The sequence below is a fragment of the Pseudomonas sp. LAMO17WK12:I10 genome (genome assembly GCF_900215185.1).
Classification (GTDB): Bacteria; Pseudomonadota; Gammaproteobacteria; order Pseudomonadales; family Pseudomonadaceae; genus Aquipseudomonas; species Aquipseudomonas chlororaphis.
The window spans coordinates 17,611-38,459 of record NZ_OBDX01000030.1; the positions used below are offsets into that span (position 1 = coordinate 17,611).

19 protein-coding genes and 1 pseudogene are annotated in these 20,849 nt (G+C 62.5%); 13 read left to right on the top strand and 7 right to left on the bottom strand.

What is annotated here, in order from left to right; all coding sequences use genetic code 11:
- Window positions 1-65 precede the first annotated feature (65 nt).
- Complete coding sequence (locus tag CRO75_RS26040; protein WP_097139155.1) at window positions 66-1,553, bottom strand: NCS1 family nucleobase:cation symporter-1; 1,488 nt, start codon at window positions 1,551-1,553, stop codon at window positions 66-68.
- A gap of 623 nt (window positions 1,554-2,176) precedes the next feature.
- On the opposite strand from CRO75_RS26040, the gene hydA reads away from it, so the two are divergent.
- The 3 genes from hydA (at window position 2,177) to preA (ending at window position 6,546) form a co-directional block, all read left to right on the top strand.
- Window positions 2,177-3,622: a dihydropyrimidinase gene (gene hydA / locus CRO75_RS26045; RefSeq protein ID WP_097139156.1), complete on the top strand. Its 1,446-nt coding sequence runs from the start codon at window positions 2,177-2,179 to the stop codon at window positions 3,620-3,622.
- A 269-nt stretch (window positions 3,623-3,891) separates the two neighbouring features.
- A complete protein-coding gene (locus tag CRO75_RS26050) occupies window positions 3,892-5,271 on the top strand; it encodes an NAD(P)-dependent oxidoreductase (protein WP_097139158.1) in 1,380 nt (459 codons plus the stop codon).
- Window positions 5,272-6,546, top strand: coding sequence for an NAD-dependent dihydropyrimidine dehydrogenase subunit PreA (gene preA, locus CRO75_RS26055; protein ID WP_097139160.1), 1,275 nt, complete (start codon window positions 5,272-5,274; stop codon window positions 6,544-6,546).
- Between the two features lie 237 nt (window positions 6,547-6,783).
- Here preA and CRO75_RS26060 read toward each other — a convergent pair whose 3' ends face one another.
- Window positions 6,784-7,404 (bottom strand): TetR/AcrR family transcriptional regulator, encoded by a 621-nt coding sequence (locus CRO75_RS26060; RefSeq protein WP_007922198.1) that lies wholly within the window; start codon window positions 7,402-7,404, stop codon window positions 6,784-6,786.
- A 239-nt stretch (window positions 7,405-7,643) separates the two neighbouring features.
- Here CRO75_RS26060 and CRO75_RS26065 point away from each other — a divergent pair, with 239 nt between their 5' ends.
- The 3 genes from CRO75_RS26065 (at window position 7,644) to copD (ending at window position 9,404) form a co-directional block, all read left to right on the top strand.
- Window positions 7,644-8,084 carry an acetyltransferase gene (locus CRO75_RS26065; RefSeq protein WP_097139162.1) on the top strand — a complete coding sequence of 147 codons (441 nt, stop codon included), beginning with the start codon at window positions 7,644-7,646 and terminating at the stop codon, window positions 8,082-8,084.
- Between the two features lie 93 nt (window positions 8,085-8,177).
- Window positions 8,178-8,540, top strand: a complete 363-nt coding sequence (gene copC, locus CRO75_RS26070) for a copper homeostasis periplasmic binding protein CopC (RefSeq protein WP_097139164.1) — start codon at window positions 8,178-8,180, stop codon at window positions 8,538-8,540.
- A gap of 3 nt (window positions 8,541-8,543) precedes the next feature.
- Entirely contained in the window at window positions 8,544-9,404 is an 861-nt protein-coding gene (copD, locus tag CRO75_RS26075; protein WP_097139166.1) for a copper homeostasis membrane protein CopD, read from the top strand.
- Between the two features lie 168 nt (window positions 9,405-9,572).
- On the opposite strand, the gene CRO75_RS26080 is transcribed toward copD, so the two are convergent.
- Together CRO75_RS26080 and CRO75_RS26085 are read right to left on the bottom strand one after the other, a co-directional pair.
- Window positions 9,573-10,718, bottom strand: coding sequence for an HlyD family secretion protein (locus CRO75_RS26080; protein WP_097139168.1), 1,146 nt, complete (start codon window positions 10,716-10,718; stop codon window positions 9,573-9,575).
- On the bottom strand, window positions 10,715-12,382 hold the full coding sequence (locus tag CRO75_RS26085; RefSeq protein WP_097139169.1) for an MFS transporter: 1,668 nt from the start codon (window positions 12,380-12,382) through the stop codon (window positions 10,715-10,717). The genes CRO75_RS26080 and CRO75_RS26085 overlap by 4 nt, the downstream gene beginning before the upstream one ends.
- Window positions 12,383-12,655: 273 nt before the next feature.
- On the opposite strand from CRO75_RS26085, the gene dapF reads away from it, so the two are divergent.
- The 5 genes from dapF (at window position 12,656) to CRO75_RS26105 (ending at window position 16,598) form a co-directional block, all read left to right on the top strand.
- On the top strand, window positions 12,656-13,456 hold the full coding sequence (gene dapF / locus CRO75_RS26090; RefSeq protein WP_097139171.1) for a diaminopimelate epimerase: 801 nt from the start codon (window positions 12,656-12,658) through the stop codon (window positions 13,454-13,456).
- 93 nt (window positions 13,457-13,549) lie between these two features.
- Window positions 13,550-13,735 (top strand): hypothetical protein, encoded by a 186-nt coding sequence (locus CRO75_RS32675; protein WP_256596237.1) that lies wholly within the window; start codon window positions 13,550-13,552, stop codon window positions 13,733-13,735.
- Between the two features lie 20 nt (window positions 13,736-13,755).
- The gene (locus CRO75_RS26095; protein WP_097139173.1) at window positions 13,756-14,721 is read left to right on the top strand and encodes a threo-3-hydroxy-L-aspartate ammonia-lyase; all 966 of its coding nucleotides are present in this window, start codon (window positions 13,756-13,758) and stop codon (window positions 14,719-14,721) included.
- Between the two features lie 134 nt (window positions 14,722-14,855).
- Window positions 14,856-16,121 carry a dicarboxylate/amino acid:cation symporter gene (locus CRO75_RS26100; RefSeq protein WP_097139176.1) on the top strand — a complete coding sequence of 422 codons (1,266 nt, stop codon included), beginning with the start codon at window positions 14,856-14,858 and terminating at the stop codon, window positions 16,119-16,121.
- A 102-nt stretch (window positions 16,122-16,223) separates the two neighbouring features.
- A complete protein-coding gene (locus CRO75_RS26105) occupies window positions 16,224-16,598 on the top strand; it encodes a Rid family detoxifying hydrolase (protein WP_085531471.1) in 375 nt (124 codons plus the stop codon).
- 167 nt (window positions 16,599-16,765) lie between these two features.
- Here the strand turns inward: CRO75_RS26105 and CRO75_RS26110 are convergent, their stop codons facing one another.
- Window positions 16,766-17,395, bottom strand: coding sequence for a PAS domain-containing protein (locus CRO75_RS26110; protein WP_009043321.1), 630 nt, complete (start codon window positions 17,393-17,395; stop codon window positions 16,766-16,768).
- Between the two features lie 51 nt (window positions 17,396-17,446).
- Window positions 17,447-17,599, bottom strand: a pseudogene (locus CRO75_RS33350) (LysR family transcriptional regulator); the annotation flags it as partial.
- Window positions 17,600-17,803: 204 nt separating this feature from the next.
- Here CRO75_RS33350 and CRO75_RS26115 point away from each other — a divergent pair.
- Window positions 17,804-18,745, top strand: a complete 942-nt coding sequence (locus CRO75_RS26115) for a polysaccharide deacetylase family protein (RefSeq protein WP_085531473.1) — start codon at window positions 17,804-17,806, stop codon at window positions 18,743-18,745.
- 181 nt (window positions 18,746-18,926) lie between these two features.
- Here the strand turns inward: CRO75_RS26115 and bkdR are convergent, their stop codons facing one another.
- Complete coding sequence (bkdR, locus tag CRO75_RS26120) at window positions 18,927-19,415, bottom strand: Bkd operon transcriptional regulator BkdR (RefSeq protein ID WP_009048410.1); 489 nt, start codon at window positions 19,413-19,415, stop codon at window positions 18,927-18,929.
- Window positions 19,416-19,612: 197 nt separating this feature from the next.
- Between bkdR and CRO75_RS26125 the strand changes: the two genes are divergently transcribed.
- Window positions 19,613-20,848, top strand: a complete 1,236-nt coding sequence (locus CRO75_RS26125) for a 3-methyl-2-oxobutanoate dehydrogenase (2-methylpropanoyl-transferring) subunit alpha (protein ID WP_097139178.1) — start codon at window positions 19,613-19,615, stop codon at window positions 20,846-20,848.
- The last annotated feature ends 1 nt before the right edge of the window (window position 20,849 follow it).

A 20,849-nucleotide genomic window follows, 5' to 3' on the forward strand; every position in this document is an offset into this window, starting at 1 on the left:
CCACACGCTCCCTGTAGGAGCGAGCTTGCTCGCGATTGGCCGGCCGCCATAACGCCATTCAAGGGTCATACCGGCGTCTTGACGCTCACGCTCTGCGGGCGGCCCATGCTGCACAGGCCGTAGTAGAGCAAGCCGCCCAGGGCCGAGCCGGTGAACCAGCCGTAGCTGTAGAACCAGCTGAACGCATCGCTGCCCAGGGACAGCAAGGTCAGCGCCACCGGCACGCCAAAGGCGATAAAGCCGTAGCCGTTCCACGCCGGGTAGACGTCATCGCGGTACAGCCCGGCCAGGTCCAGGCGCTGCTTCTTGATGATGAAATAATCCACCACCATGATCCCGGCGATGGGCCCCAGCAGGCTGGAGTAACCCAGCAGCCAGTTGGAATACACGGTCTCCAGGCTGACGTCCGAGACCAGCAGGCCGAGTTTTTTCAGCAGCTCATGGGCCATCAGCGCCAGGCCGACGAGCCCGGTGAGGATCACCGCCTTGGTGCGGCCGATCAGCTTCGGTGCGATGTTCTGGAAGTCGTTGGTCGGCGAGACGATGTTCGCCGCGGTGTTGGTCGAGAGCGTGGCGATGATGATCAGCGCCATGGCCAGGGCCACCCAGCCGGGGCTCTGGATATGGCCGATCAGGCTCACCGGGTCGGAGACGGTGACGCCCACCAGTTTCACCGAAGCGGCGGTCATCACCACCCCGAGCGCGGCGAACAGGAACATGGTCAGCGGCAGGCCGAAGATCTGCCCGAGGATCTGGTCCTTCTGGCTTTTCGCGTAGCGGCTGAAGTCCGGGATATTCAGCGACAGGGTGGCCCAGAACCCGACCATCGCCGTGAGCCCGGCGAAGAAGTAGCTGTAGACGCTGGCGCCTTCCGGACGCTTGGGCGGTTGCGCCAGCAGCTCGCTCAGCGACACATTGGGCAGCGCCCACACCAGCAGCCCCGCCCCCACCAATACCAGCAGGGGCGCCGACAGGGTTTCCAGCCACTTGATCGACTCGGCGCCGCGCAGCACCACCCACAGGTTGAGGGTCCAGAAGAGCATGAAGCCGATTACCTCGCCGGTGCCGCCCAGGGCCTTCCAGCCCTCGAAGATCGAGCCGAGGAACAGGTGGATCGCCAGGCCGCCGAACATCGTCTGGATGCCGAACCAGCCGCAGGCCACCAGGGCGCGGATCAGGCACGGCACGTTGGAGCCGATGACGCCGAAGGACGAACGCAGCAGCACCGGGAATGGAATGCCGTACTTGGTGCCGGCGAAGGCGTTGAGGGTCAAAGGGACCAGCACCACGATATTGGCCAGCAGGATCGCCAGCAGCGCCTCGCCCACCGTCAGCCCGAAATAGGCGGTGAGCACACCGCCCAGGGTGTAGGTCGGCACGCAGATCGACATGCCGACCCACAGCGCGGTGATGTGCCATTTGTTCCAGGTGCGCTCATGGACCTTGGTCGGCGCGATATCGTGGTTGTAACGGGGGCTGTCGAGCACGTCGCTGCCGGCGTCCAGCTCGTACAGGCCAGCACGCTCGGTCACTTGGGATCTGTTCTGTTGCATGGCCGCTCCACTTTTTTCTGATTATTTTTGCTCATCAAACGGGCTGGCAGACGTGCTGCCAGCCCGGCGATGGCCGGAGAACTGACGACTTTTACCGACCGGCCATCCTGTCGACGGCGGCACTCAATAAGCGTGCCGGCTTGCCCGTCGACGGTGCTCCACAGTCGGTAAAATCCATGTAAACAACTGATGTTTCTTCAGTTTTATTCTGAACAACTTCCTGCCCTGGATAACTTGCCGGTTCACTCAGGCCGAATGCCGGGCAAGTTGCCCATCAGGTCAGGACTCAATCTGGTGCACGCAAACTTTTTTCAAACTTTTGTCTGGGCCACAGGCCTCCTTCAAGCGGCTGATTTCACATAGGAAATCTTGCTCATATTTCGATCCTGTCAAGTGCGTCAAAATGGTGAAAGGCTGCACCATTTTGCGGATTTACGATTTAAGTCGTTATATTTCAATTACTTAACTTAGATATATGCTTATAAAAAATAATCTTGTCGATTGATTGAACACCAGCTAGTTTTTATTCCTGACACCGCTGACAGGAATAAACATTCCGCAGCCTGCGTATTACAAAAACACTAGAACCGGCATAAGCCGGTCATGCCTGCGAGGAACTCGGAATGTCTCTGTTGATCCGTGGCGCCACCGTTATTACCCATGATGAAAGTTATAAAGCCGATGTGTTGTGCGCCGACGGCGTGATCAAGGCCATCGGCCAGAATCTGGATAACCATCTGGATACCAGCTGCGAAGTGCTCGATGGCAGTGGCCAATACCTGATGCCCGGCGGCATCGATCCCCACACCCATATGCAACTGCCCTTCATGGGCACCGTGGCCAGCGAAGACTTCTTCAGCGGCACCGCGGCGGGCCTGGCCGGTGGCACCACCTCGATCATCGATTTCGTGATTCCCAACCCGCAGCAGTCCCTGCTGGAAGCCTTTCACCAGTGGCGCGGCTGGGCCGAGAAGTCAGCTTCGGACTATGGCTTCCACGTCGCCATCACTTGGTGGAGCGAGCAGGTGCGCGAGGAGATGGCCGAGCTGGTGAACCAGCACGGGATCAACAGCTTCAAGCATTTCATGGCCTACAAGAACGCGATCATGGCCGCCGACGACACCCTGGTGGCGAGCTTCGAGCGTTGCCTGGAACTCGGCGCGGTGCCGACGGTGCACGCGGAGAACGGCGAGCTGGTCTATCACCTGCAACGCAAGCTGCTGGCCCAGGGCATCACCGGGCCGGAAGCGCACCCGCTGTCGCGCCCTTCCCAAGTCGAAGGCGAAGCCGCCAGCCGGGCGATCCGCATTGCCGAAACCCTGGGCACGCCGCTGTATCTGGTGCATGTCTCGACCCAGGAGGCCCTGGACGAAATCACCTACGCCCGCGGCAAGGGCCAGCCGGTGTACGGCGAAGTGCTGGCCGGGCACCTGCTGCTGGACGACAGCGTGTACCGCCACCCGGACTGGCAGACCGCCGCCGGCTACGTGATGAGCCCGCCCTTCCGCCCTCGCGGCCATCAGGACGCGCTGTGGCACGGCCTGCAATCGGGCAACCTGCACACCACCGCCACCGACCACTGCTGTTTCTGCGCCGAACAGAAAGCCGCCGGCCGCGACGATTTCAGCAAGATCCCCAACGGCACCGCCGGCATCGAAGACCGCATGGCCGTGCTCTGGGATGAAGGGGTGAACAGCGGTCGCCTGTCGATGCAGGACTTCGTCGCCCTGACCTCCACCAACGCGGCGAAGATCTTCAACCTCTACCCGCGCAAGGGCGCGATCCGCGTCGGCGCCGATGCCGACCTGGTGCTCTGGGATCCGCAAGGCAGCCGCACCATCTCCGCTGCGACCCACCACCAGCAGGTGGACTTCAACATCTTCGAAGGCAAGACCGTGCGCGGCGTGCCCAGCCACACCATCAGCCAGGGCAAGCTGGTCTGGGCCGACGGCGACCTGCGCGCCGAACGCGGTGCCGGCCGCTACATCGAGCGCCCGGCCTACCCGGCGGTGTTCGACCTGCTGAGCAAGCGCGCCGAGTTGCATAAACCGACCGCCGTCAAACGCTGAACCCGGCGACCCGCGATCCCCGTAGCCGCTGCCGAGCGCAGCGAGGCTGCGATCGGTCGCGAAGCGGCCGCAACCCGGATAACACGCAAAACCTGACACACCGCGAATTCAGGTTTTGCGGCAACTGCGTTGCCGATCGCAGCCTCGCTGCGCTCGGCAGCGGCTACAGGATCGTAGAAGCCGGGGCCGGCTTACGGCAGCGGCTACAGCTCCGTTGTGAAAACAATGCCCGTCAGAGGCAATCGACAAAAAACCGTGAGGCCTGAACCGTGATCAAGACCCTGAACCACTTGCCCCATCCCCAGGAGGATGGCGCCACCCTCGCCGGCCACTTCAGCGACCTGGCGCCACCGCTCAACGACCGCCAGGCGCACCTGGAAGCCTCGCGCTGCCTGTATTGCTACGACGCGCCGTGCGTCAACGCCTGTCCCAGCGAGATCGACATTCCCTCGTTCATCCGCCATATCCACACCGACAACGTCCAGGGCGCGGCGCAGAAGATTCTCTCGGCCAATATCCTCGGCGGCAGCTGCGCCCGGGTATGCCCGACGGAGATCCTGTGCCAGCAGGCCTGCGTGCGTAACAACGCCCAGGAATGCGCGCCAGTGCTGATCGGCCTGTTGCAGCGTTACGCGGTGGACAACGCGCACTTCAGCCAGCACCCGTTCCAGCGCGCCGCCGCCAGCGGCAAGCGCATCGCCGTGGTCGGCGCCGGGCCGGCGGGGCTGTCGTGCGCCCACCGCTGCGCCATGCACGGGCATGAGGTGGTGATTTTCGAGGCCCGGGAAAAAGCCGGCGGCCTCAACGAATACGGGATCGCCAAGTACAAGCTGGTGGACGACTTCGCCCAGAAGGAGCTGGATTTCCTGCTGCAGATCGGCGGCATCGAAATCCGCCACGGGCACAGACTCGGCGACAACCTGAGCCTCACCGAGCTGCACCAGCAATTCGACGCGGTGTTCCTCGGCCTCGGCCTGGCCGCCAGCAAACAGCTGGGCCTGCCCCATGAGGACGCCCCCGGCCTGCTGGCCGCCACCGACTACATCCGCGAACTGCGCCAGGCCGACGACCTCACCCGACTGCCCCTGGCCGACCGCTGCATCGTCCTCGGCGCCGGCAATACCGCGATCGACATGGCGGTGCAGATGGCCCGCCTCGGCGCCCGCGATGTCAACCTGGTGTACCGCCGCGGCATCGAGGACATGGGCGCGACTCGCCATGAACAGGACATCGCCAAGGCCAATCAGGTGCGCCTGCTGACCTGGGCCGCGCCCGAAGAGGTGCTGCTCGACGCCCAGGGCCAGGTGCGCGGCATGCGCTTCGCCCGCACCCGGTTGGTGGAGGGCCGCCTGCAAACCACCGGGGAGACTTTCGAGCTGGCTGCCGACGCGATCTTCAAGGCCATCGGCCAGGCGTTCGACGGTGCTGCGCTGAGCGACCCGCTGGGCGACCCACTGGCTCAGGAGCTCAAGCGCGCCGGCGAGCGCATCGAAGTCGACGAACAGCTGCGCACCAGCATCCCCGGGGTGTATGCCGGCGGCGACTGCGTCAGCCTCGGCCAGGACCTCACCGTCCAGGCGGTGCAACACGGCAAGCGGGCCGCCGAGGCCATGCATGCCCAACTCATGCTCAACGTGGAGGCTGCGTAAATGGCCGATCTGTCGATTGTGTTCGCCGGTATCAAAGCCCCCAACCCGTTCTGGCTGGCCTCCGCGCCGCCGACCGACAAGGCCTACAACGTGGTCCGCGCCTTCGAGGCCGGCTGGGGTGGCGTGGTCTGGAAAACCCTGGGCGAGGACCCGGCGGCGGTCAACGTGTCGTCACGCTACTCGGCGCACTTCGGCGCCAACCGCGAAGTACTGGGCATCAACAATATCGAACTGATCACCGACCGTTCCCTGGAAATCAACCTCAGGGAAATCACCCAGGTCAAGAAGGACTGGCCGGACCGCGCGCTGATCGTGTCGCTGATGGTGCCTTGCGTCGAGGAATCGTGGAAAAACATCCTGCCGCTGGTGGAAGCCACCGGCGCCGACGGCATCGAACTGAACTTCGGCTGCCCCCACGGCATGCCGGAACGCGGCATGGGCGCGGCGGTCGGCCAGGTACCGGAGTACGTGGAACAGGTCACCCGCTGGTGCAAGACTTATTGCTCGCTGCCGGTGATCGTCAAGCTGACGCCGAACATCACCGATATCCGCATGGCCGCCCGCGCGGCCCATCGCGGCGGCGCCGACGCGGTGTCGCTGATCAACACCATCAACTCGATCACCAGCGTGGACCTTGAGCACATGGTGGCCAACCCGATGGTCGGCAGCCAGAGCACCCACGGCGGCTACTGCGGTTCGGCGGTCAAGCCAATCGCGCTGAACATGGTCGCCGAGATCGCCCGTGACCCGCAGACCCACGGCCTGCCGATCTGCGGTATCGGCGGCATCGGCACCTGGCGCGATGCCGCGGAATTCGTCGCCCTGGGTTGCGGCGCGGTGCAGGTGTGCACGGCCGCGATGCTGCATGGTTTCCGCATTGTCGAGGAGATGAAGGACGGCCTGTCGCGGTGGATGGACAGCCAGGGTTATCACAGCCTGCAGGACTTCTCCGGGCGCGCGGTGGGCAACACCACCGACTGGAAGTACCTGGATATCAACTACCAGGTGATCGCCAAGATCGACCAGGACGCCTGCATCGGCTGCGGCCGCTGCCATATCGCCTGCGAAGACACCTCGCACCAGGCCATCGCCAGCCTCAAGCAGGCCGACGGCACGCATAAATACCAAGTGATCGACGCCGAATGCGTGGGCTGCAACCTGTGCCAGATCACCTGCCCGGTGCAGGACTGCATCGAGATGGTGCCCCAGGACACCGGCAAGCCGTTCCTCGACTGGCAGCACGATCCACGCAATCCGTATCGCGAGGCGGTGTGAGGTTCGCCGGGGAAATAGCATTGGCTGGACTGACGTCCATCGCGAGCAAGCTCGCGATGGACGTAAACGTTGACGCCTGCCTGTAGCCGCTGCCGAGCCCGCGAGGCTGCGATCGGCAACACAGTTGCCGCAAAACCTGAATCCGCGGTGTGTCAGGTCTTGCGCGTTATCCGGGTTGCGGCCGCTTCGCGACCGTTCGCAGCCTCGCTGCGCTCGGCAGCGGCTACACGCCGGCGCTCAGGGCTCCAGCCCGATCCCGCGCAGGATCACGCTGGTCACCGTCTGCACGGCCTTTTCGAACTGCATGTCCGACAGCGGCTGATGCTCGTTGATGATCATGATCTGGTGGTCGAAGTCGGCGTAGTGCTGGGTCGAGGCCCAGATCATGTACAGCAGGCTCGAGGGTTCCACCGGCAGGATGCGCTGGTCTTCGACCCACTGGCGGATCTTCGCTTCCTTCATCTTCGCCCAGTCGTACAGGCTGGCGTCCAGCGCCTCGCCCAGGGTCGGCGCGCCGTGGATGATTTCGTTGGCCCAGACTTTCGAGCCGTAAGGCCGGCTGCGCGAATGGTTCATCTTGGCGCGGATATAACTGCTGAGCACCACCCGCGGATCGTCGAACATCTCAAAGCACAGCGCGTCCTGCTTCCACAGTTCCAGCAGCTCCAGCAGCACCGCGCTGTACAGCTCGCTCTTGGTGCTGAAGTAGTAATGCAGGTTGGAGCGCGGCAATTGCACCTCGGCGGCGATATCGGCCATGGCCGTGCCGCTGAAGCCTTTTTCGGCGAACACCTTTTCCGCCGCCAGGAGGATTTTTTCGACGTTGCTGCGACGGATCTCGATCTTGTGATTGCCCATAAGGGCTCCCTGAAAACAGTCTGCTGCAAGACTACCATCGGCCTTCGTACAAAAACGAAACTTCCTGCGCCCGGCTTTCCCCGGCAAAACCGATTGGTTAGGATCCCTCCCGCCTTATTCCCGGGCACCTGAAGTGTTCCGTCCAGGCGTTGATTCGCGACACGGACATGCAGGCAGGACTTTCGCCGCCGAACCCAAAGCGTTTCGGCCATCCTGCAACGCCGCTATGGAGCTTATCCATGAACATTCGCAAACGCCGGGCCGCGGACGATCCGCGGCTCGCCGCCCTGTGGGAACGCTCGGTACGGGCCACCCACGACTTTATCGCCGAAGACGACATCCAGCTGCTCTACCCCCTGGTGCGCGACACCTACCTGCCGGCCCTCGAAGCCTGGTTGCTGGAGGATGCCGACGGTAGCCCGGCCGGTTTTATCGCCACCGCCGGCGACAAGGTGGAAATGCTGTTTATCGAACCGGCCCGCCGTGGCCAGGGCGTCGGCCGGCAACTGCTCGACCATGTGCGCAGCCGGCATCCGCGGCTCAGCGTCGACGTCAACGAACAGAACCCCCAGGCCCATGGTTTTTATCGGCACTACGGTTTCGAAGACATCGGCCGTTCGGCAACCGACGGCCAGGGCCGGCCGTTCCCGATCATCCACATGCGCCTGAAAAGCGCTTGAAAACCGCGCCGATGTTTCATCCAGCGACCCAGCCGCGGTCCTTATACTCATCGGCGCATCGACTACCCGACACTCATTGAACAGGTATTTCCCATGCTGAAAAAACTGCTGACCACCAGCACCCTGCTGGCCTCTCTCGTCGCCGCCTCCTCGGCCTTCGCCCACGCCCACCTGCAAAGCCAGGTTCCGGCCGCCGACAGCACGGTGAGCGCGCCGAGCGAGTTGCGCCTGGTGTTCTCCGAAGGCGTCGAGGCGGCCTTCACTAAAGTCAGCCTGAGCAAGGATGGCGCGGCGGTCGCCGTCAAGGCCCTGGCCACCGAAGGCGCGGACAAGAAGACCCTGGTCGTGACCCCGGCGGCGCCGCTGGCGGCGGGCGCCTACAAGGTCGAATGGCACGCGGTGTCGGTGGACACCCACAAGAGCGAAGGCAGCTACAGCTTCAAGGTCGGCCAGTAACCGATGTCGACCCTGTTGGTGCTCTGCCGCTTCGTGCATTTCGCGGCAGTCCTGCTGCTGTTCGGGGCCTGGGTGTTCAGGCCCCTGCTGTTGGGGCGCGAGCCCGTTGCCGCCTTGGATCGCCGCCTGACGCGACTCGGCCGCTGGCTGGCCGGAATCGCCCTGGCCACCGGCATCTGCTGGTTGCTGCTGATCACCGCCAGCATGGCTGGCAGCGGCGCCGCGGCCCTGGACCCGGCGACCTTGCGACTGGTATTGGGCAAGACTTTTTTCGGCCAGGTATGGACCTGGCATCTGCTGCTCAATGGCGCGCTGGTGGTTTTGCTGTTGACCCGCCTGGGTGAGCCGCTGGCGCTACGGCTGACCCTCGCCGCCCTGCTGCTGGCCACCCTCGCCCCTGTGGGCCACGGCGCCATGCTCGATGGCCTCAGCGGCCAGTTGCTGATCCTCAACCAGATCGTCCACCTGGGCTGCGTCAGCCTGTGGCTGGGCGGTTTGCTGGTGCTGCTGATGCTTCTGCGCCAGCCGGACGGCCTGCCGCTGGGCCCGCTGCTGCGGCGTTTCAGCGGCGTGGGTTACGGGCTGGTAGGTGGGTTGCTGGTCACGGGTCTGATCAATGTACGAGTGCTGACCGGCCAGCTGTGGCCGACACCGCTGCTGTCCGGCTTTGCCCTGATCCTGCTGATCAAGGTGCTGCTGGTGTGCGGCATGTTCGCCCTGGCCCTGTTCAACCGCCTGCGGATCGAGGACTGCCAGCAGCACCTGGGCACCCTGCGCCGTAGCGTGCTGCTGGAATGGCTGCTGGGCATCGCCGCGGTGGCGGCCGTGTCGCTACTCGGCACCCTGCCGCCTCTCACCGCTTAAGCCCTGTAGCCGCTGCCGCGGGCTGCGATCGGGGCGCAGCCCCGTAGACCTGGCGGCGTGGTGTAACTGACTCTGCTCGGTGCCTGGTTTGGCGTCTGCTGGGTCGGAGTGCCACCCAAGCCGATCGCAGCCTCGCCAGGGCTCGGCAGCGGCTACAGAAGCTACGGGTTATTCGATGGGGTCCTTGGGCTCCGCCGCCGTATCGATACTCACCACCACCGACATCCCCGGGCGCAGGCGCTCGCTTTCTGCCTGGTCGGGGTCGACGGTGATGCGCACCGGTATCCGCTGGGCGATCTTGACGAAGTTGCCGGTGGCGTTGTCGGCCTGCAACAAGGCGAACTCCGAACCGGTGGCCGGCGAAATGCGCTGCACATGGCCGTGGAATTTGCGGTGGTCGAGCGCATCGACGGTGAAGCTTGCGGGCTGGCCGACGCGGATGTTGTCCATCTGGGTTTCCTTCATGTTGGCGATCACCCAGAGCTGGTTCGGCACCAGCGCCATCAGCTGCGCCCCGGAATTGACGTAGGCCCCCAGGCGCACGCCGATCTGCCCCAGCTGGCCGTCGCGCGGCGCGGTGACCCGGGTGTTGGACAGGTCGATCCGCGCCAGTTGCACCGCCGCCTCGGCATTGGCCACCGCGGCCTCCAGCGAGCCGCGATTGACGATCACCGTCTGCAGGTCCTGGCGGGCGATGTCCAGCTGCGCCTGGGCCTGGGCCACCGCGGCAAGGGTCTGGGCGTTGGCGGCGCGGGTCACGTCGAGGTCCCGTTGGGACACCGAGCCGTCGGCGATCAGTTCCTGGTTACGGCGCAGGTCGGCGGCGCTCTTGCGCGCCTGGGCCTGGCTGTCGGCCAGCGCCGCCTGGCGCAGCTTGATGGTGGCTTCGGCGCTGTTGCGTTGCTGCACCACATTGGCCAGCGCCGCCTTCTGCGCCGCCAGTTGGGCCAGGGACTGCTCCAGGCGCTGCTTGTAGATACGGTCGTCGAGGCGCACCAGCAGGTCGCCGGCCTTGACGAACTGGAAGTCCTGCACCGGCACCTCGAACACATAACCGCTGAGCTGCGGCCCGATGATCGTCACCTGGCCGCGCACCAGGGCGTTCTCGGTGCTTTCGATGGGGCTGCTGAACGGCGGCAGCTGCCAGGCATAGAGCACGATCAATACACCGGTGATGGCGATCGCGGCGAACCCCAGGGACGAGATGATCCGCACCCGCAGCGAACGCGGCTCGGTGATCGGCATCGAGGGCGGCGTGCTGCCTTCCGGGGTCGAGGCAATGGCGTTGGTGGTGGTGATGGTCGGTTCGGTCATGAAGAAATGGCACCGCTGGGTTGGACGGGAGTCGGGGCTGGGGACGCTGGCGCGACCGCCTTGGTCGTGCTCATCAGCCACAGGCTGCGAATGAAGATCCAGATCATGGTCAGCACGGCAATCACCGCGATCAGCATGAACACATCGTTGTAGGCCAGCACGTTGGCTTCGCGGGTGGCGGCGCTGGCCAGGCTGCGGATGCCTTGCAGCTCGCGCGCCTGCGGGTCGGCGATGACCCGGCCGACGGCCACCCCGCCGCTCTGCACCCGGCCCAACACCCGTGGATCCATCAGCACCAGTTGCTCGACGATATGGCTGGAATGGTATTTCTCGCGGACGATCTGGAAGGTCCCCAGCAGCGCCGAGCCGATCAGCCCGCCGAGGTTCTGGCAGATGCCGAACAGCACCGAGAAGCTCACCAGGTTGCGCGGGTTGGTCAGCACGTTGCGCGTGCCCAGGACCATGGTCGGGCCAAGAAAGAAGGTGCCGCCGAAGGCCAGCAGGAACTGGCTGAAATACATGTTGGCCGGGCGCGTGAGGTTACTGGAGAAGCTGTCCATCACCGAGCCCACGGCCATCAGCGCCAGGGAGATGACCAGCGGCATCAGCAGGTGCGCCGGGTTGATGGTCAGGGCACTGGTGGCCAGGCCCGCGATGCTGCCCAGCAGCATCACCCCGTACAGCAGGCGCATCTGCTGGCTGCTCATGTTCAGCGCCTGGAGAAAACCCACGGCGCCGGTGGACTGCTCGGACAGCACCATGCGGATCAGGATCACCGCCAGGGCCAGGCGGATCATCGCCCCGCTGCCCAGCCAGCGGGTCATCAGCATCGGGTTGCTGCGGTTATGTTCAATGGCCAGGCCGGCGAGAATCAGCACGATCGAACCGGCGCTCGCGTAGCCGATCCACGGCGCCTCCAGCCACCAGTCGATACGCCCCAGGGACAGCACCGCGCAGAGCAGCGCGACGCCGCTGGCGAGGATGGCGAAGGTCAGGAAGTCGAGTTTCTCGAAGGTGCGGAAACGGTCGCCGGGCGGCAGCTTGAGCAGGAACACGCAGCCCAGGGACGCCAGCGCCAGCCCCAGTTCGAACAGGTACAGGCCGCGCCATTCGGCGATCTGCAGCAGGTCTTCGGAAAACAGCCGGGCCAGGGGCAAGGCCAGTTGCGAGGCGCCCAGCCCGAGCACCAGGGCTTTCATCCGCCACTTGGCCGGGAATGCCTGGACCATGTAGTACAGGCCCAGGGAACTCAGGGCCGCGCCGACCATGCCGTGGGCCGCGCGCACGGCGATGGCCGAACTCAGGTCGTTGACGAACAGGTGGCCGAAGGTCACCAGCGCATAGAGCACCAGGAACACCTCGGTAAAGGCGCGCAGGCCGAACTGCTGGCGAAACTTCACCAGCAGCAGGTTCATCGACACGTTGGTCATCACGTAGGCGGCCGGCAACCAGGCCATTTCTGCGGTGGTCGCGCCCAGCGCCCCTTGCAAGTAAGGCAGGTTGGCGATCACCAGCGAGTTGCCGAGGCCGCCGGTGATCGCCACCAGCAAACCGACCAGGGCATAGGCCAGGCGCTTGTGGGTGGGGTGCAGCGGCGTCGAGGGGGAGCCGGGCAAGCTGGGCTTTTCGTGGGGTTGCCAGTTGCGCGGGGCGTAACTATCCATTCAGTGACCTTGCCATTGCGTGAGCTTGTCCCATGTCCGCCCGAGTGGCGGACGATCCAGAGTTGTTCCGGGTTGCCCGGCAGTTTGCCGGAACCTGAGGCGTCTTTGTAGGAGCGAGCGTGCTCGCGATAGCGGTGTGCCTGGCTGGCCGCTGTACCCGTATCGCCAGCAAGCTGGCTCCTACAGATCATTTCTTGCGACGTCGCGCTTACCATCGCCGCCCCTGCCCCTCTAGAATCGACCTCCCCTTGCGCTCCAGCCGCGGAGACCTCCATGCCCCTGCCTTTTCAGAAGCTGCATGCCAATGGCGACGACTTCATGCTGGTCGATGCCCGCGGGCGCGACAACCCGATCACCAGCGAGCTGGCCAGGGCCCTGGGCGATCGCCATCGCGGCGTGGGTTTCAATCAACTGGTGGTGCTCGGCGATTGCTCCGAGACGGCGGCGCAACTGACTTTCTGGAATGCCGATGGTTCCAGCCTGGGCACCTGCGGCAGCGCCACCCGCGGCGCGGCCGACCTGCTGATGCGCGAAAGCGGCGCAGACTCGGTGCGGGTGAAAACCGTGCGTGGCATCCAGCATTGCACGCGCCTGGACGATCAGTCGGTAGCGGTGGAGATGGGCGTGGCGCAATTTGCCTGGCAGGACATTCCGCTGGCGACGGCCCTCGACAGCCTGGCCCTGCCCCTGCCCGGCGAGCCGGCGGCGTGCAGCATGGGCAACCCGCACTGCACATTTTTCGTCGAGGATGTGCAAGCCATCGATGTGGCCACACTCGGCCCGCGGATCGAGGCGCATCCGCTGTTCCCGCAGAAAACCAATGTGCATTTCGTCCAGGTCATCGACCGCCAGACCATTCGCCTGCGTATCTGGGAACGCAACGGCGCCATCCCTCTGGGCTCCGGCTCATGCTCCTGTGGCGCGGCGGTCAACGGCATCCGCCGCGGCCTGCTGGACAGCCCGGTCCGGGTGCTGTGCGACGGCGGCCCCGTCACCGTCAGTTGGAATGGCCAGGGCAAGGTGCGGCTGGCCGGCAATGTGGTGCAGGTGTTCAGCGGGACGCTCTGCGGCTGAGGGTGCCTGGGCGGACCTGTCGCGATGACAGACGGTTTGCAGCAGAACTTTACAAATAGTCCAGAACTGGATAATTTGTCTTAACCCTTTAGAGTGCCAGCCACGCAAGCGGAAATGGGTGACCTGCTGACAGGGCAAGTCGAACTCATCCGCAGGGCGAACGACATCACTCTTTTCGTTATGACGGGGTTAGCGCTACAAGACCTGACAGGTGCTCAACTGCTGTTCAAGCAAGCCAATATCGAAGGTATTGGCCAGGATATTTCTTGGCCGTGGTAATTCTTTGAGGACATTTTGTTATGCAAATCACTCTGCCCACTTATCAAGATGTAGTCGATGCCTCGACGCGACTTGAGGGAGTAGCGAACGCTACGCCAGTTCTGACCTCGCGCACGATCGATGATGAAATCGGTGCCAAGGTTTTTTTCAAATGTGAAAACTACCAACGTACCGGCTCTTTCAAATTCAGGGGGGCATACAACTCCCTCGCTAAATTCAGCGAAGCGCAACGCCGAGGCGGTGTTGTGGCGTTCTCCTCTGGAAATCACGCGCAAGGCATTGCATTAGCAGCATCCCTGTTGAAAATTCCGGCCACTATTGTCATGCCCACTGATGCGCCTGCCGCCAAGGTCGCGGCGACCAAAGGCTATGGCGCCGAGGTGGTCTTCTATGACCGTTACACCGAAGACCGCGAGGCTATCGGCAAAGCCCTGGCCGCCAGGCACGGTATGACGTTGATCCCCTCCTACGATCATCCGGACGTGCTTTGCGGTCAGGGAACCGCCGCCAAGGAACTGTTCGAAAACGTGGGCCAACTGGATGCGTTGTTTGTGGGCCTGGGGGGTGGAGGAATGCTGTCTGGAACAACCCTTGCAACACGCGCACTGTCACCCGGCTGTACCTTGATCGGGGTCGAGCCTGAAGCCGGTAATGACGGCCAACAATCGTTCAATTCAGGTGAAATTGTTCACATCGATACCCCCGACACCATCGCTGATGGGGCGCAAACCCAGCACCTTGGAAATTACACTTTCCCCATTATCCTGAATGGCGTTGACCGGATTGTCACCGTTACCGACGAAGAGCTTATTTGTGCAATGAAGTTCTTTGCCCAGCGCATGAAAACCGTGGTTGAACCCACCGGATGCCTGGGGCTTGCCGCCGCAAGAAAGTTAAGGAATGAACTTCAAGGCAAACGCGTCGGCATCATCATTACCGGCGGCAACATTGATATCGACAAGTTTGGAAAGTTTCTCCAGCTTTAAGACAGCGCGCTTTATCCATTGAAGAACATCAGGCGTTCAACAGCGCCTGACGGCATCGTCTTGCCGAAATTCGATGAACATATTCAGCCCGATAACATGGCTATAGATATAGCCACAATAAAAAAGAGGTGCACATGAAAAGCCGTCTTCTCGTTAAAGCAATTGTCATTGCGATGATTTCCGGCGTCGTCCTGGGGGGCATCCTTCATAGTCAACTCGATACTACCGCCGCCAAAGAAGTTGCCGGGTACCTGAACCTGGTCACTGACGTGTTTTTACGCCTGATCAAAATGGTCATCGCACCCCTGGTGCTGGCCACGCTGGTTACCGGCGTGGCCAGCATGTCGGGAAACGGTTCGATGGGCCGCGTTGGCTTCAAAGCCATTACCTGGTTCATGATCGCTTCCCTGGTATCACTGTCCATTGGCTTGCTTCTTGCCAACTTTTTCCAGCCTGGAACGGGTCTGAACCTGGCGGTTAGCGGTGACGCAGTGAATAGCGGCCTGAACACTTCCGCCTTTAGCCTGCCGCTCTTTCTCACCCATGTATTCCCTCGAAGCATCATTGAGGCAATGGGTAGCAACGAAGTGCTGCAGATCGTTGTGTTTTCCCTGTTCTTCGGATCCGCACTGGCGTTCGTCAAGGGCAAAGGCCAGTTCATCGTGGATATCCTCGAAGAGCTGGCCAATGTCATGTTCAGGGTCACTGACTACGTGATGTATGTGGCTCCTCTGGCCGTTTTTGCAGCCATCGCCGCCACTATCACCGTGCATGGCCTGGGTATGGTCGTGACCTTTGGCAAGATGGTGGGACAGTATTTCCTCGGCTTGGCGCTACTCTGGACGCTGATCACGCTTGCCGGCTATCTGGCCCTCGGGCCCCGTATCAAGGACCTGTTCAAGCACATGCGTGAACCGCTGCTGATCGCGTTCTCCACGGCTAGCAGCGAGGCCGCGTACCCGAAAACCATTGCCGCCCTGGACATATTCGGCGCCAACAAGCGCGTGAGCAGCTTCGTCCTGCCGCTAGGTTACTCATTCAACCTGGACGGCTCGATGATGTACCAATCCTTCATCGTGATGTTCATCGCCCAGGCGTACAACATCGAAATGACGTTCTCCCACCAGATCATGGTGCTGTTGACGCTGCTGGTTATCAGTAAAGGAACTGCGGGGGTGGCGCGTGGCTCGCTGGTCGTCCTGGCTGCGGGTCTGCCGATGATCGGCCTTCCGGAAGCGGGCCTGCTGCTCATCCTCGCCGTTGATCCAGTCCTGGACATGGGGCGCACCGCCACCAACGTCTTTGGCTGCGGCGTCGCTACCGCTGTCATCGGGCGACACGGCAATGAGGACCCGATCGAGACAGCAAACGATACCGAGAAAAGCCTGCAAGCCGTTTAACCGCCCCTTACAAAAACCCATGGCACCGCCATTCAATCGAACACCGGGAGCGGATGGGTTGCATGGCCTACCGCATCGGCTCCCCTCTATATAAGGTTACTCATGAAAATTGTAAGCACCGATACCGCTTCCCCTCCTGCCGGCCATTACTCGCAAGCGGTCATTCATCAAGACTCGCTGTACATTTCGGGTCAGCTTCCCGTCAGTCCCGATGGCACTCACAACATCGAAGCTTCGTTCACCGAACAAGCACACATAGCCCTCAGCAATCTGTTGGCGATTCTCAATGCCGCAGGCCGCACTGCCTCTGACTTGGTCAAGGTCACTGTGTATGTGGCGGGCATAAAGCATTGGCCAGCCTTCGACGAGATCTATTGCGAAATGTTGGGCAGCCATCGTCCAGCGCGCGCCGTAGTGCCGGTGCCAGAACTGCACCATGGCTATCTGGTCGAGATTGAGGCTGTGGCCCGTATGTAACCCACCGGGGTCGAGGTGCGAAGGCACCTCGATGCCTGGCGCCACTCGCTGGATCGGGAAGCGCCAACCTCCCAAAGGTTTGAGGACGATACGTCTGACGCCGATCGTTTCAATCTACCGATCGGGTCAACGCTGCCCCGTGTGGCCAGGAGCGCATGAGGTGCCAATCACTTCGTATCGCTATACACCGTTGCGCGCGATACGCCGAGGTGTGAAGCCACCGTCTCCATGGCTTTTTTGATGTCCAGCAGACCGCACTCCTTCAGTTCCTGGAGAAGAGCCCTTCGATCGCCCGCCTTCAGGGCACGGGGAGTGGTGGCCATGCGTGCGGCAAACTGATCGATGCGCGCTCGAATCGACTCTGCACCGCTCGACTCGAGCGACTCATGGGGACGTTCGCCGCTGAAGGCCCCGAACTGATCGAGCATGCCCTGCAGGCTTCTGAACAGGGTCAGGTCGATATTCATACAGAGCGCGGCCACATAACGCCCTGTGGAATCCTTGATGCCAATCGATGTGCTTTTGGCCTGGCGGCCATCTTTGAAATGATTGGGATAATTGGCAATTACCTGGGGGTAAGCGGGGTCGGCAATTCGAGCAAGTCCCAATTCGGTAGCGGGATGTCCAACCATCCTGCCGGAAAGATTATTGTGAATAGCCAGTATGGCGTGCTCGGGATCTCGCAGGTCGTGCAGTACCACTTCGCAAAATGGGCTGAAGGTCTGGCTCAAGCCTTCTGCAATTTGCTCCAGCTGACTGATCAGCGCCTGTTGCTCGGGGGTCGTGTTTTTCTTCATAGCGAAGATGTCCAGCAAAGTAGAAGATTTCAATGAGAAGACAATAACAGCCTATGCAGGGCTTTTATCAGTGCCTTGGGCTTTGAATGATTCGCTCGAGAAAGAGGCAAGCGCCTGTATTTTACGGGACCTGTTTTTCCTGGTGGGTAGCAGCAGAAGAATCGGAGCGTTCTCAAACGCCCAGTCCGCCAATACGCGGACCATTGTGAACGGAGAACCAAACCTCGGCTATGGCTCGGTGTGCGACTCAACGGGCAAGCTCATCGCGCTTGAGCATGAACACGCACAGTAAGACCCATCCCGGCTCGATTGGTAAATTTTCTTTAAAGGTGATCTGGCTTCGAGGGGATGTTTCAGGAAAAAGCCTGATGCCAGCCTATCGGCACTTTTTCCTTAAGGAGTGCCACCATGTCCCCCCACAAACACTTGCGCTGGCTCAAGCGCCTGCTCGCCTTCAGCCTGCTGGCGCCGGCCCTGGCGTTCGCCCAGGAGCGTCCTTGGCCGGACGGCTCGCAGCTGGTGCTGTCGTTTTCCATGCAGTTCGAGACCGGTGGCCAACCGGAGGGCGCCGAAAGCCCGTTTTCCGGGAGTCCGCTGCCCAAGGGCTACCCCGACCTGCCGGCCAACACCTGGTTCGACTACGGCCACAAGGAAGGCCTGTGGCGCCTGCTCGACCTGTGGGACCGCACCGGTATCAAGGTCACCTCCCATGTGGTCGGCGAAGCCGCGCTGAAACACCCGGAGCTGGTCAAGGCCATCGCCGAGCGTGGCCACGAGGTGGCGGCCCATGGCATGCGTTGGGCCGACTCTTACAACATGAGCTACGCCCAGGAAAAACAGTTCATCGGCGATGGTGTGGACGCGGTGCAAAAGCTCACCGGCCAGCGCTCGGTCGGCTACAACGCCAACTGGCTGCGGCGCAGCCCCAACACCCTGAAAGTGTTGCAGGATCTGAATTTCACCTACCACATCGACGACGTCAGCCGTGACGAACCTTTCGTTACCCTGGTACGTGGCAAGAAATTCGCCGTGGTGCCTTACACCCTGCGCAACAACGACATCGTGCTGATCGAGGGCCGGCACTTCTCCGCCGAACAGTTCTATCAGCAGTTGGTGCTGGAGTTCGATCGCCTGTACGCCGAAGGCGCGAGCCGGCGGCGGATGATGTCGGTGAGCCTGCACGACCGGATCGGCGGCACGCCGGCGATGGTCGAAGCGGTGGAGCGTTTTATCCGCTACGCCCAGTCCCATCCGAAGGTCAGCTTTATGCGCAAGGACCGGATCGCGCAGATCGTGCTGACGGAGAAGAACCCGCTGATCGATAACAGCGAGGCGGCTTACAACGATTGAAGCGTTATGCGTTGGCGGATGCTCGCTGGGGCGATCCGCGAGCGGCGGCCCGTCGATGGTTATCGCAGGCAAGTCGGATCGCCCGCTCCTACAGAAGATCGCGTGCTTCTGTAGGAGCGGCCGGTCGAGGCTCGATTGCCCGCGATCAGGCCGGTCCCACCCTGCCCGCCCTCAATAAAGCTCAATTCCCCAGGGTCAAGCCATTGGCCGGCAGCGGCAGCGCGGTCTTGTAGCGCACCTGCTTGAGGGCGAAGCTGGAGCGGATGTTGGCCACGCCGGGGACCTTGGTCAGGAAGTCCATCATGAAGCGCTCCAGGGCCTGGATGGTCGGCACCAGCACGCGGATCAGGTAGTCCGGATCGCCGGCCATCAGGTAGCACTCCATGACTTCCGGGCGGTCGGCAATGGCCTCTTCGAAATGCTGCAGCGCCTCTTCCACCTGCTTCTCCAGGCTGACGTGAATGAACACGTTGACGTGCAGCCCCAGCAGGTCGGCATCCAGCAGGGTCACCTGCTCGCGGATCAGCCCCAGCTCCTCCATGGCGCGCACGCGGTTGAAGCACGGGGTGGGCGAAAGGTTCACCGAACGGGCGAGGTCGGCGTTGGTGATGCGGGCGTTCTCCTGGAGGCTGTTGAGAATGCCGATGTCGGTACGGTCCAGTTTGCGCATGAGACAAATCAACCTGATTTTTATGTTTATGCAGATTTTTTATCTGCAAATCATCCTGAGCGCAACGAAACAGAGATAAATATTCTCCTTGGCCCGGCCTATGATTGTTGTAGGACAAGATTTCTTTTACCCAAAGAATGACTGTCAGCTAAGCGCGCCCACTACAAGAAATTCACAAGATCGAGCGTAGACAAGCCATGACCCAAGCGTACGAACCGCTGCGCCTGCACGTGCCCGAACCCTCAGGCCGTCCCGGTTGCAAAACCGACTTCTCCTACCTGCATCTGACCGACGCCGGCACGGTGCGCAAACCCCCAATCGATGTAGAACCCGCCGACACCGCCGACCTGGCCCGTGGCCTGATTCGCGTGCTCGACGACCAGGGCAACGCCCTGGGCGAATGGGCTGAAAGCGTGCCGGCCGAGGTCCTGCGCCAGGGCATGCGTGCCATGCTCAAGACCCGGACCTTCGACAACCGCATGGTGGTCGCCCAGCGCCAGAAGAAGATGTCGTTCTACATGCAGAGCCTCGGCGAGGAAGCCATTGGCAGCGCCCAGGCCCTGGCACTGAACATCGACGACATGTGCTTCCCCACCTACCGCCAGCAAAGCATCCTGATGGCCCGCGACGTGCCGCTGGTGGACATGATCTGCCAGCTGTTGTCCAACGAGCGCGATCCGCTCAAGGGCCGCCAACTGCCGATCATGTACTCGGTGAAAGAGGCCGGCTTCTTCACCATCTCCGGCAACCTGGCCACCCAGTTCGTGCAAGGCGTGGGCTGGGGCATGGCCTCGGCGATCAAGGGCGATACCAAGATCGCCTCGGCCTGGATCGGCGACGGCGCCACCGCCGAGTCGGACTTCCACACCGCCCTGACCTTCGCCCACGTGTACCGCGCGCCGGTGATCCTCAACGTGGTCAACAACCAGTGGGCGATCTCCACCTTCCAGGCCATCGCCGGCGGTGAAGCCACCACCTTCGCCGGACGCGGCGTGGGTTGCGGCATCGCCTCGCTGCGGGTGGACGGCAACGATTTCATCGCGGTCTACGCCGCGTCCCGCTGGGCCGCCGAACGCGCCCGGCGCAACCTCGGCCCGACCCTGATCGAATGGGTCACCTACCGCGCCGGCCCGCACTCCACTTCCGACGACCCGTCCAAGTATCGCCCGGCCGACGACTGGAGCCACTTCCCCCTCGGCGACCCGATCGCCCGCCTCAAGCAGCACCTGATCAAGATCGGCCAGTGGTCCGAAGAGGAACACGCCGCGATCAGCGCCGAGCTGGAAGCCGAAGTCATCGCCGCGCAGAAACAGGCCGAGCAGTACGGCACCCTCGCCGGCGGGCAGATCCCCAGCGCCGCGACCATGTTCGAGGACGTGTACAAGGAAATGCCCGAGCACCTCAAGCGCCAACGCCAGCAACTGGGAATCTGAC

What these genes read in the sequence shown, in the direction of transcription:
- CRO75_RS26080 (WP_097139168.1), bottom strand. Translation starts at nt 10,718, where the DNA reads ATGACCGAACCGACCATCACCACCACCAACGCCATTGCCTCGACCCCG.
- CRO75_RS26065 (WP_097139162.1), top strand. Translation starts at nt 7,644, where the DNA reads ATGAACATTCGCAAACGCCGGGCCGCGGACGATCCGCGGCTCGCCGCC.
- CRO75_RS26110 (WP_009043321.1), bottom strand. Translation starts at nt 17,395, where the DNA reads ATGAAGAAAAACACGACCCCCGAGCAACAGGCGCTGATCAGTCAGCTG.
- CRO75_RS26125 (WP_097139178.1), top strand. Translation starts at nt 19,613, where the DNA reads ATGACCCAAGCGTACGAACCGCTGCGCCTGCACGTGCCCGAACCCTCA.
- CRO75_RS26085 (WP_097139169.1), bottom strand. Translation starts at nt 12,382, where the DNA reads ATGGATAGTTACGCCCCGCGCAACTGGCAACCCCACGAAAAGCCCAGC.
- preA (WP_097139160.1), top strand. Translation starts at nt 5,272, where the DNA reads ATGGCCGATCTGTCGATTGTGTTCGCCGGTATCAAAGCCCCCAACCCG.
- CRO75_RS26100 (WP_097139176.1), top strand. Translation starts at nt 14,856, where the DNA reads ATGAAAAGCCGTCTTCTCGTTAAAGCAATTGTCATTGCGATGATTTCC.
- copC (WP_097139164.1), top strand. Translation starts at nt 8,178, where the DNA reads ATGCTGAAAAAACTGCTGACCACCAGCACCCTGCTGGCCTCTCTCGTC.
- hydA (WP_097139156.1), top strand. Translation starts at nt 2,177, where the DNA reads ATGTCTCTGTTGATCCGTGGCGCCACCGTTATTACCCATGATGAAAGT.
- CRO75_RS26060 (WP_007922198.1), bottom strand. Translation starts at nt 7,404, where the DNA reads ATGGGCAATCACAAGATCGAGATCCGTCGCAGCAACGTCGAAAAAATC.
- CRO75_RS26115 (WP_085531473.1), top strand. Translation starts at nt 17,804, where the DNA reads ATGTCCCCCCACAAACACTTGCGCTGGCTCAAGCGCCTGCTCGCCTTC.
- CRO75_RS26095 (WP_097139173.1), top strand. Translation starts at nt 13,756, where the DNA reads ATGCAAATCACTCTGCCCACTTATCAAGATGTAGTCGATGCCTCGACG.
- dapF (WP_097139171.1), top strand. Translation starts at nt 12,656, where the DNA reads ATGCCCCTGCCTTTTCAGAAGCTGCATGCCAATGGCGACGACTTCATG.
- CRO75_RS26040 (WP_097139155.1), bottom strand. Translation starts at nt 1,553, where the DNA reads ATGCAACAGAACAGATCCCAAGTGACCGAGCGTGCTGGCCTGTACGAG.
- bkdR (WP_009048410.1), bottom strand. Translation starts at nt 19,415, where the DNA reads ATGCGCAAACTGGACCGTACCGACATCGGCATTCTCAACAGCCTCCAG.
- CRO75_RS26105 (WP_085531471.1), top strand. Translation starts at nt 16,224, where the DNA reads ATGAAAATTGTAAGCACCGATACCGCTTCCCCTCCTGCCGGCCATTAC.
- copD (WP_097139166.1), top strand. Translation starts at nt 8,544, where the DNA reads ATGTCGACCCTGTTGGTGCTCTGCCGCTTCGTGCATTTCGCGGCAGTC.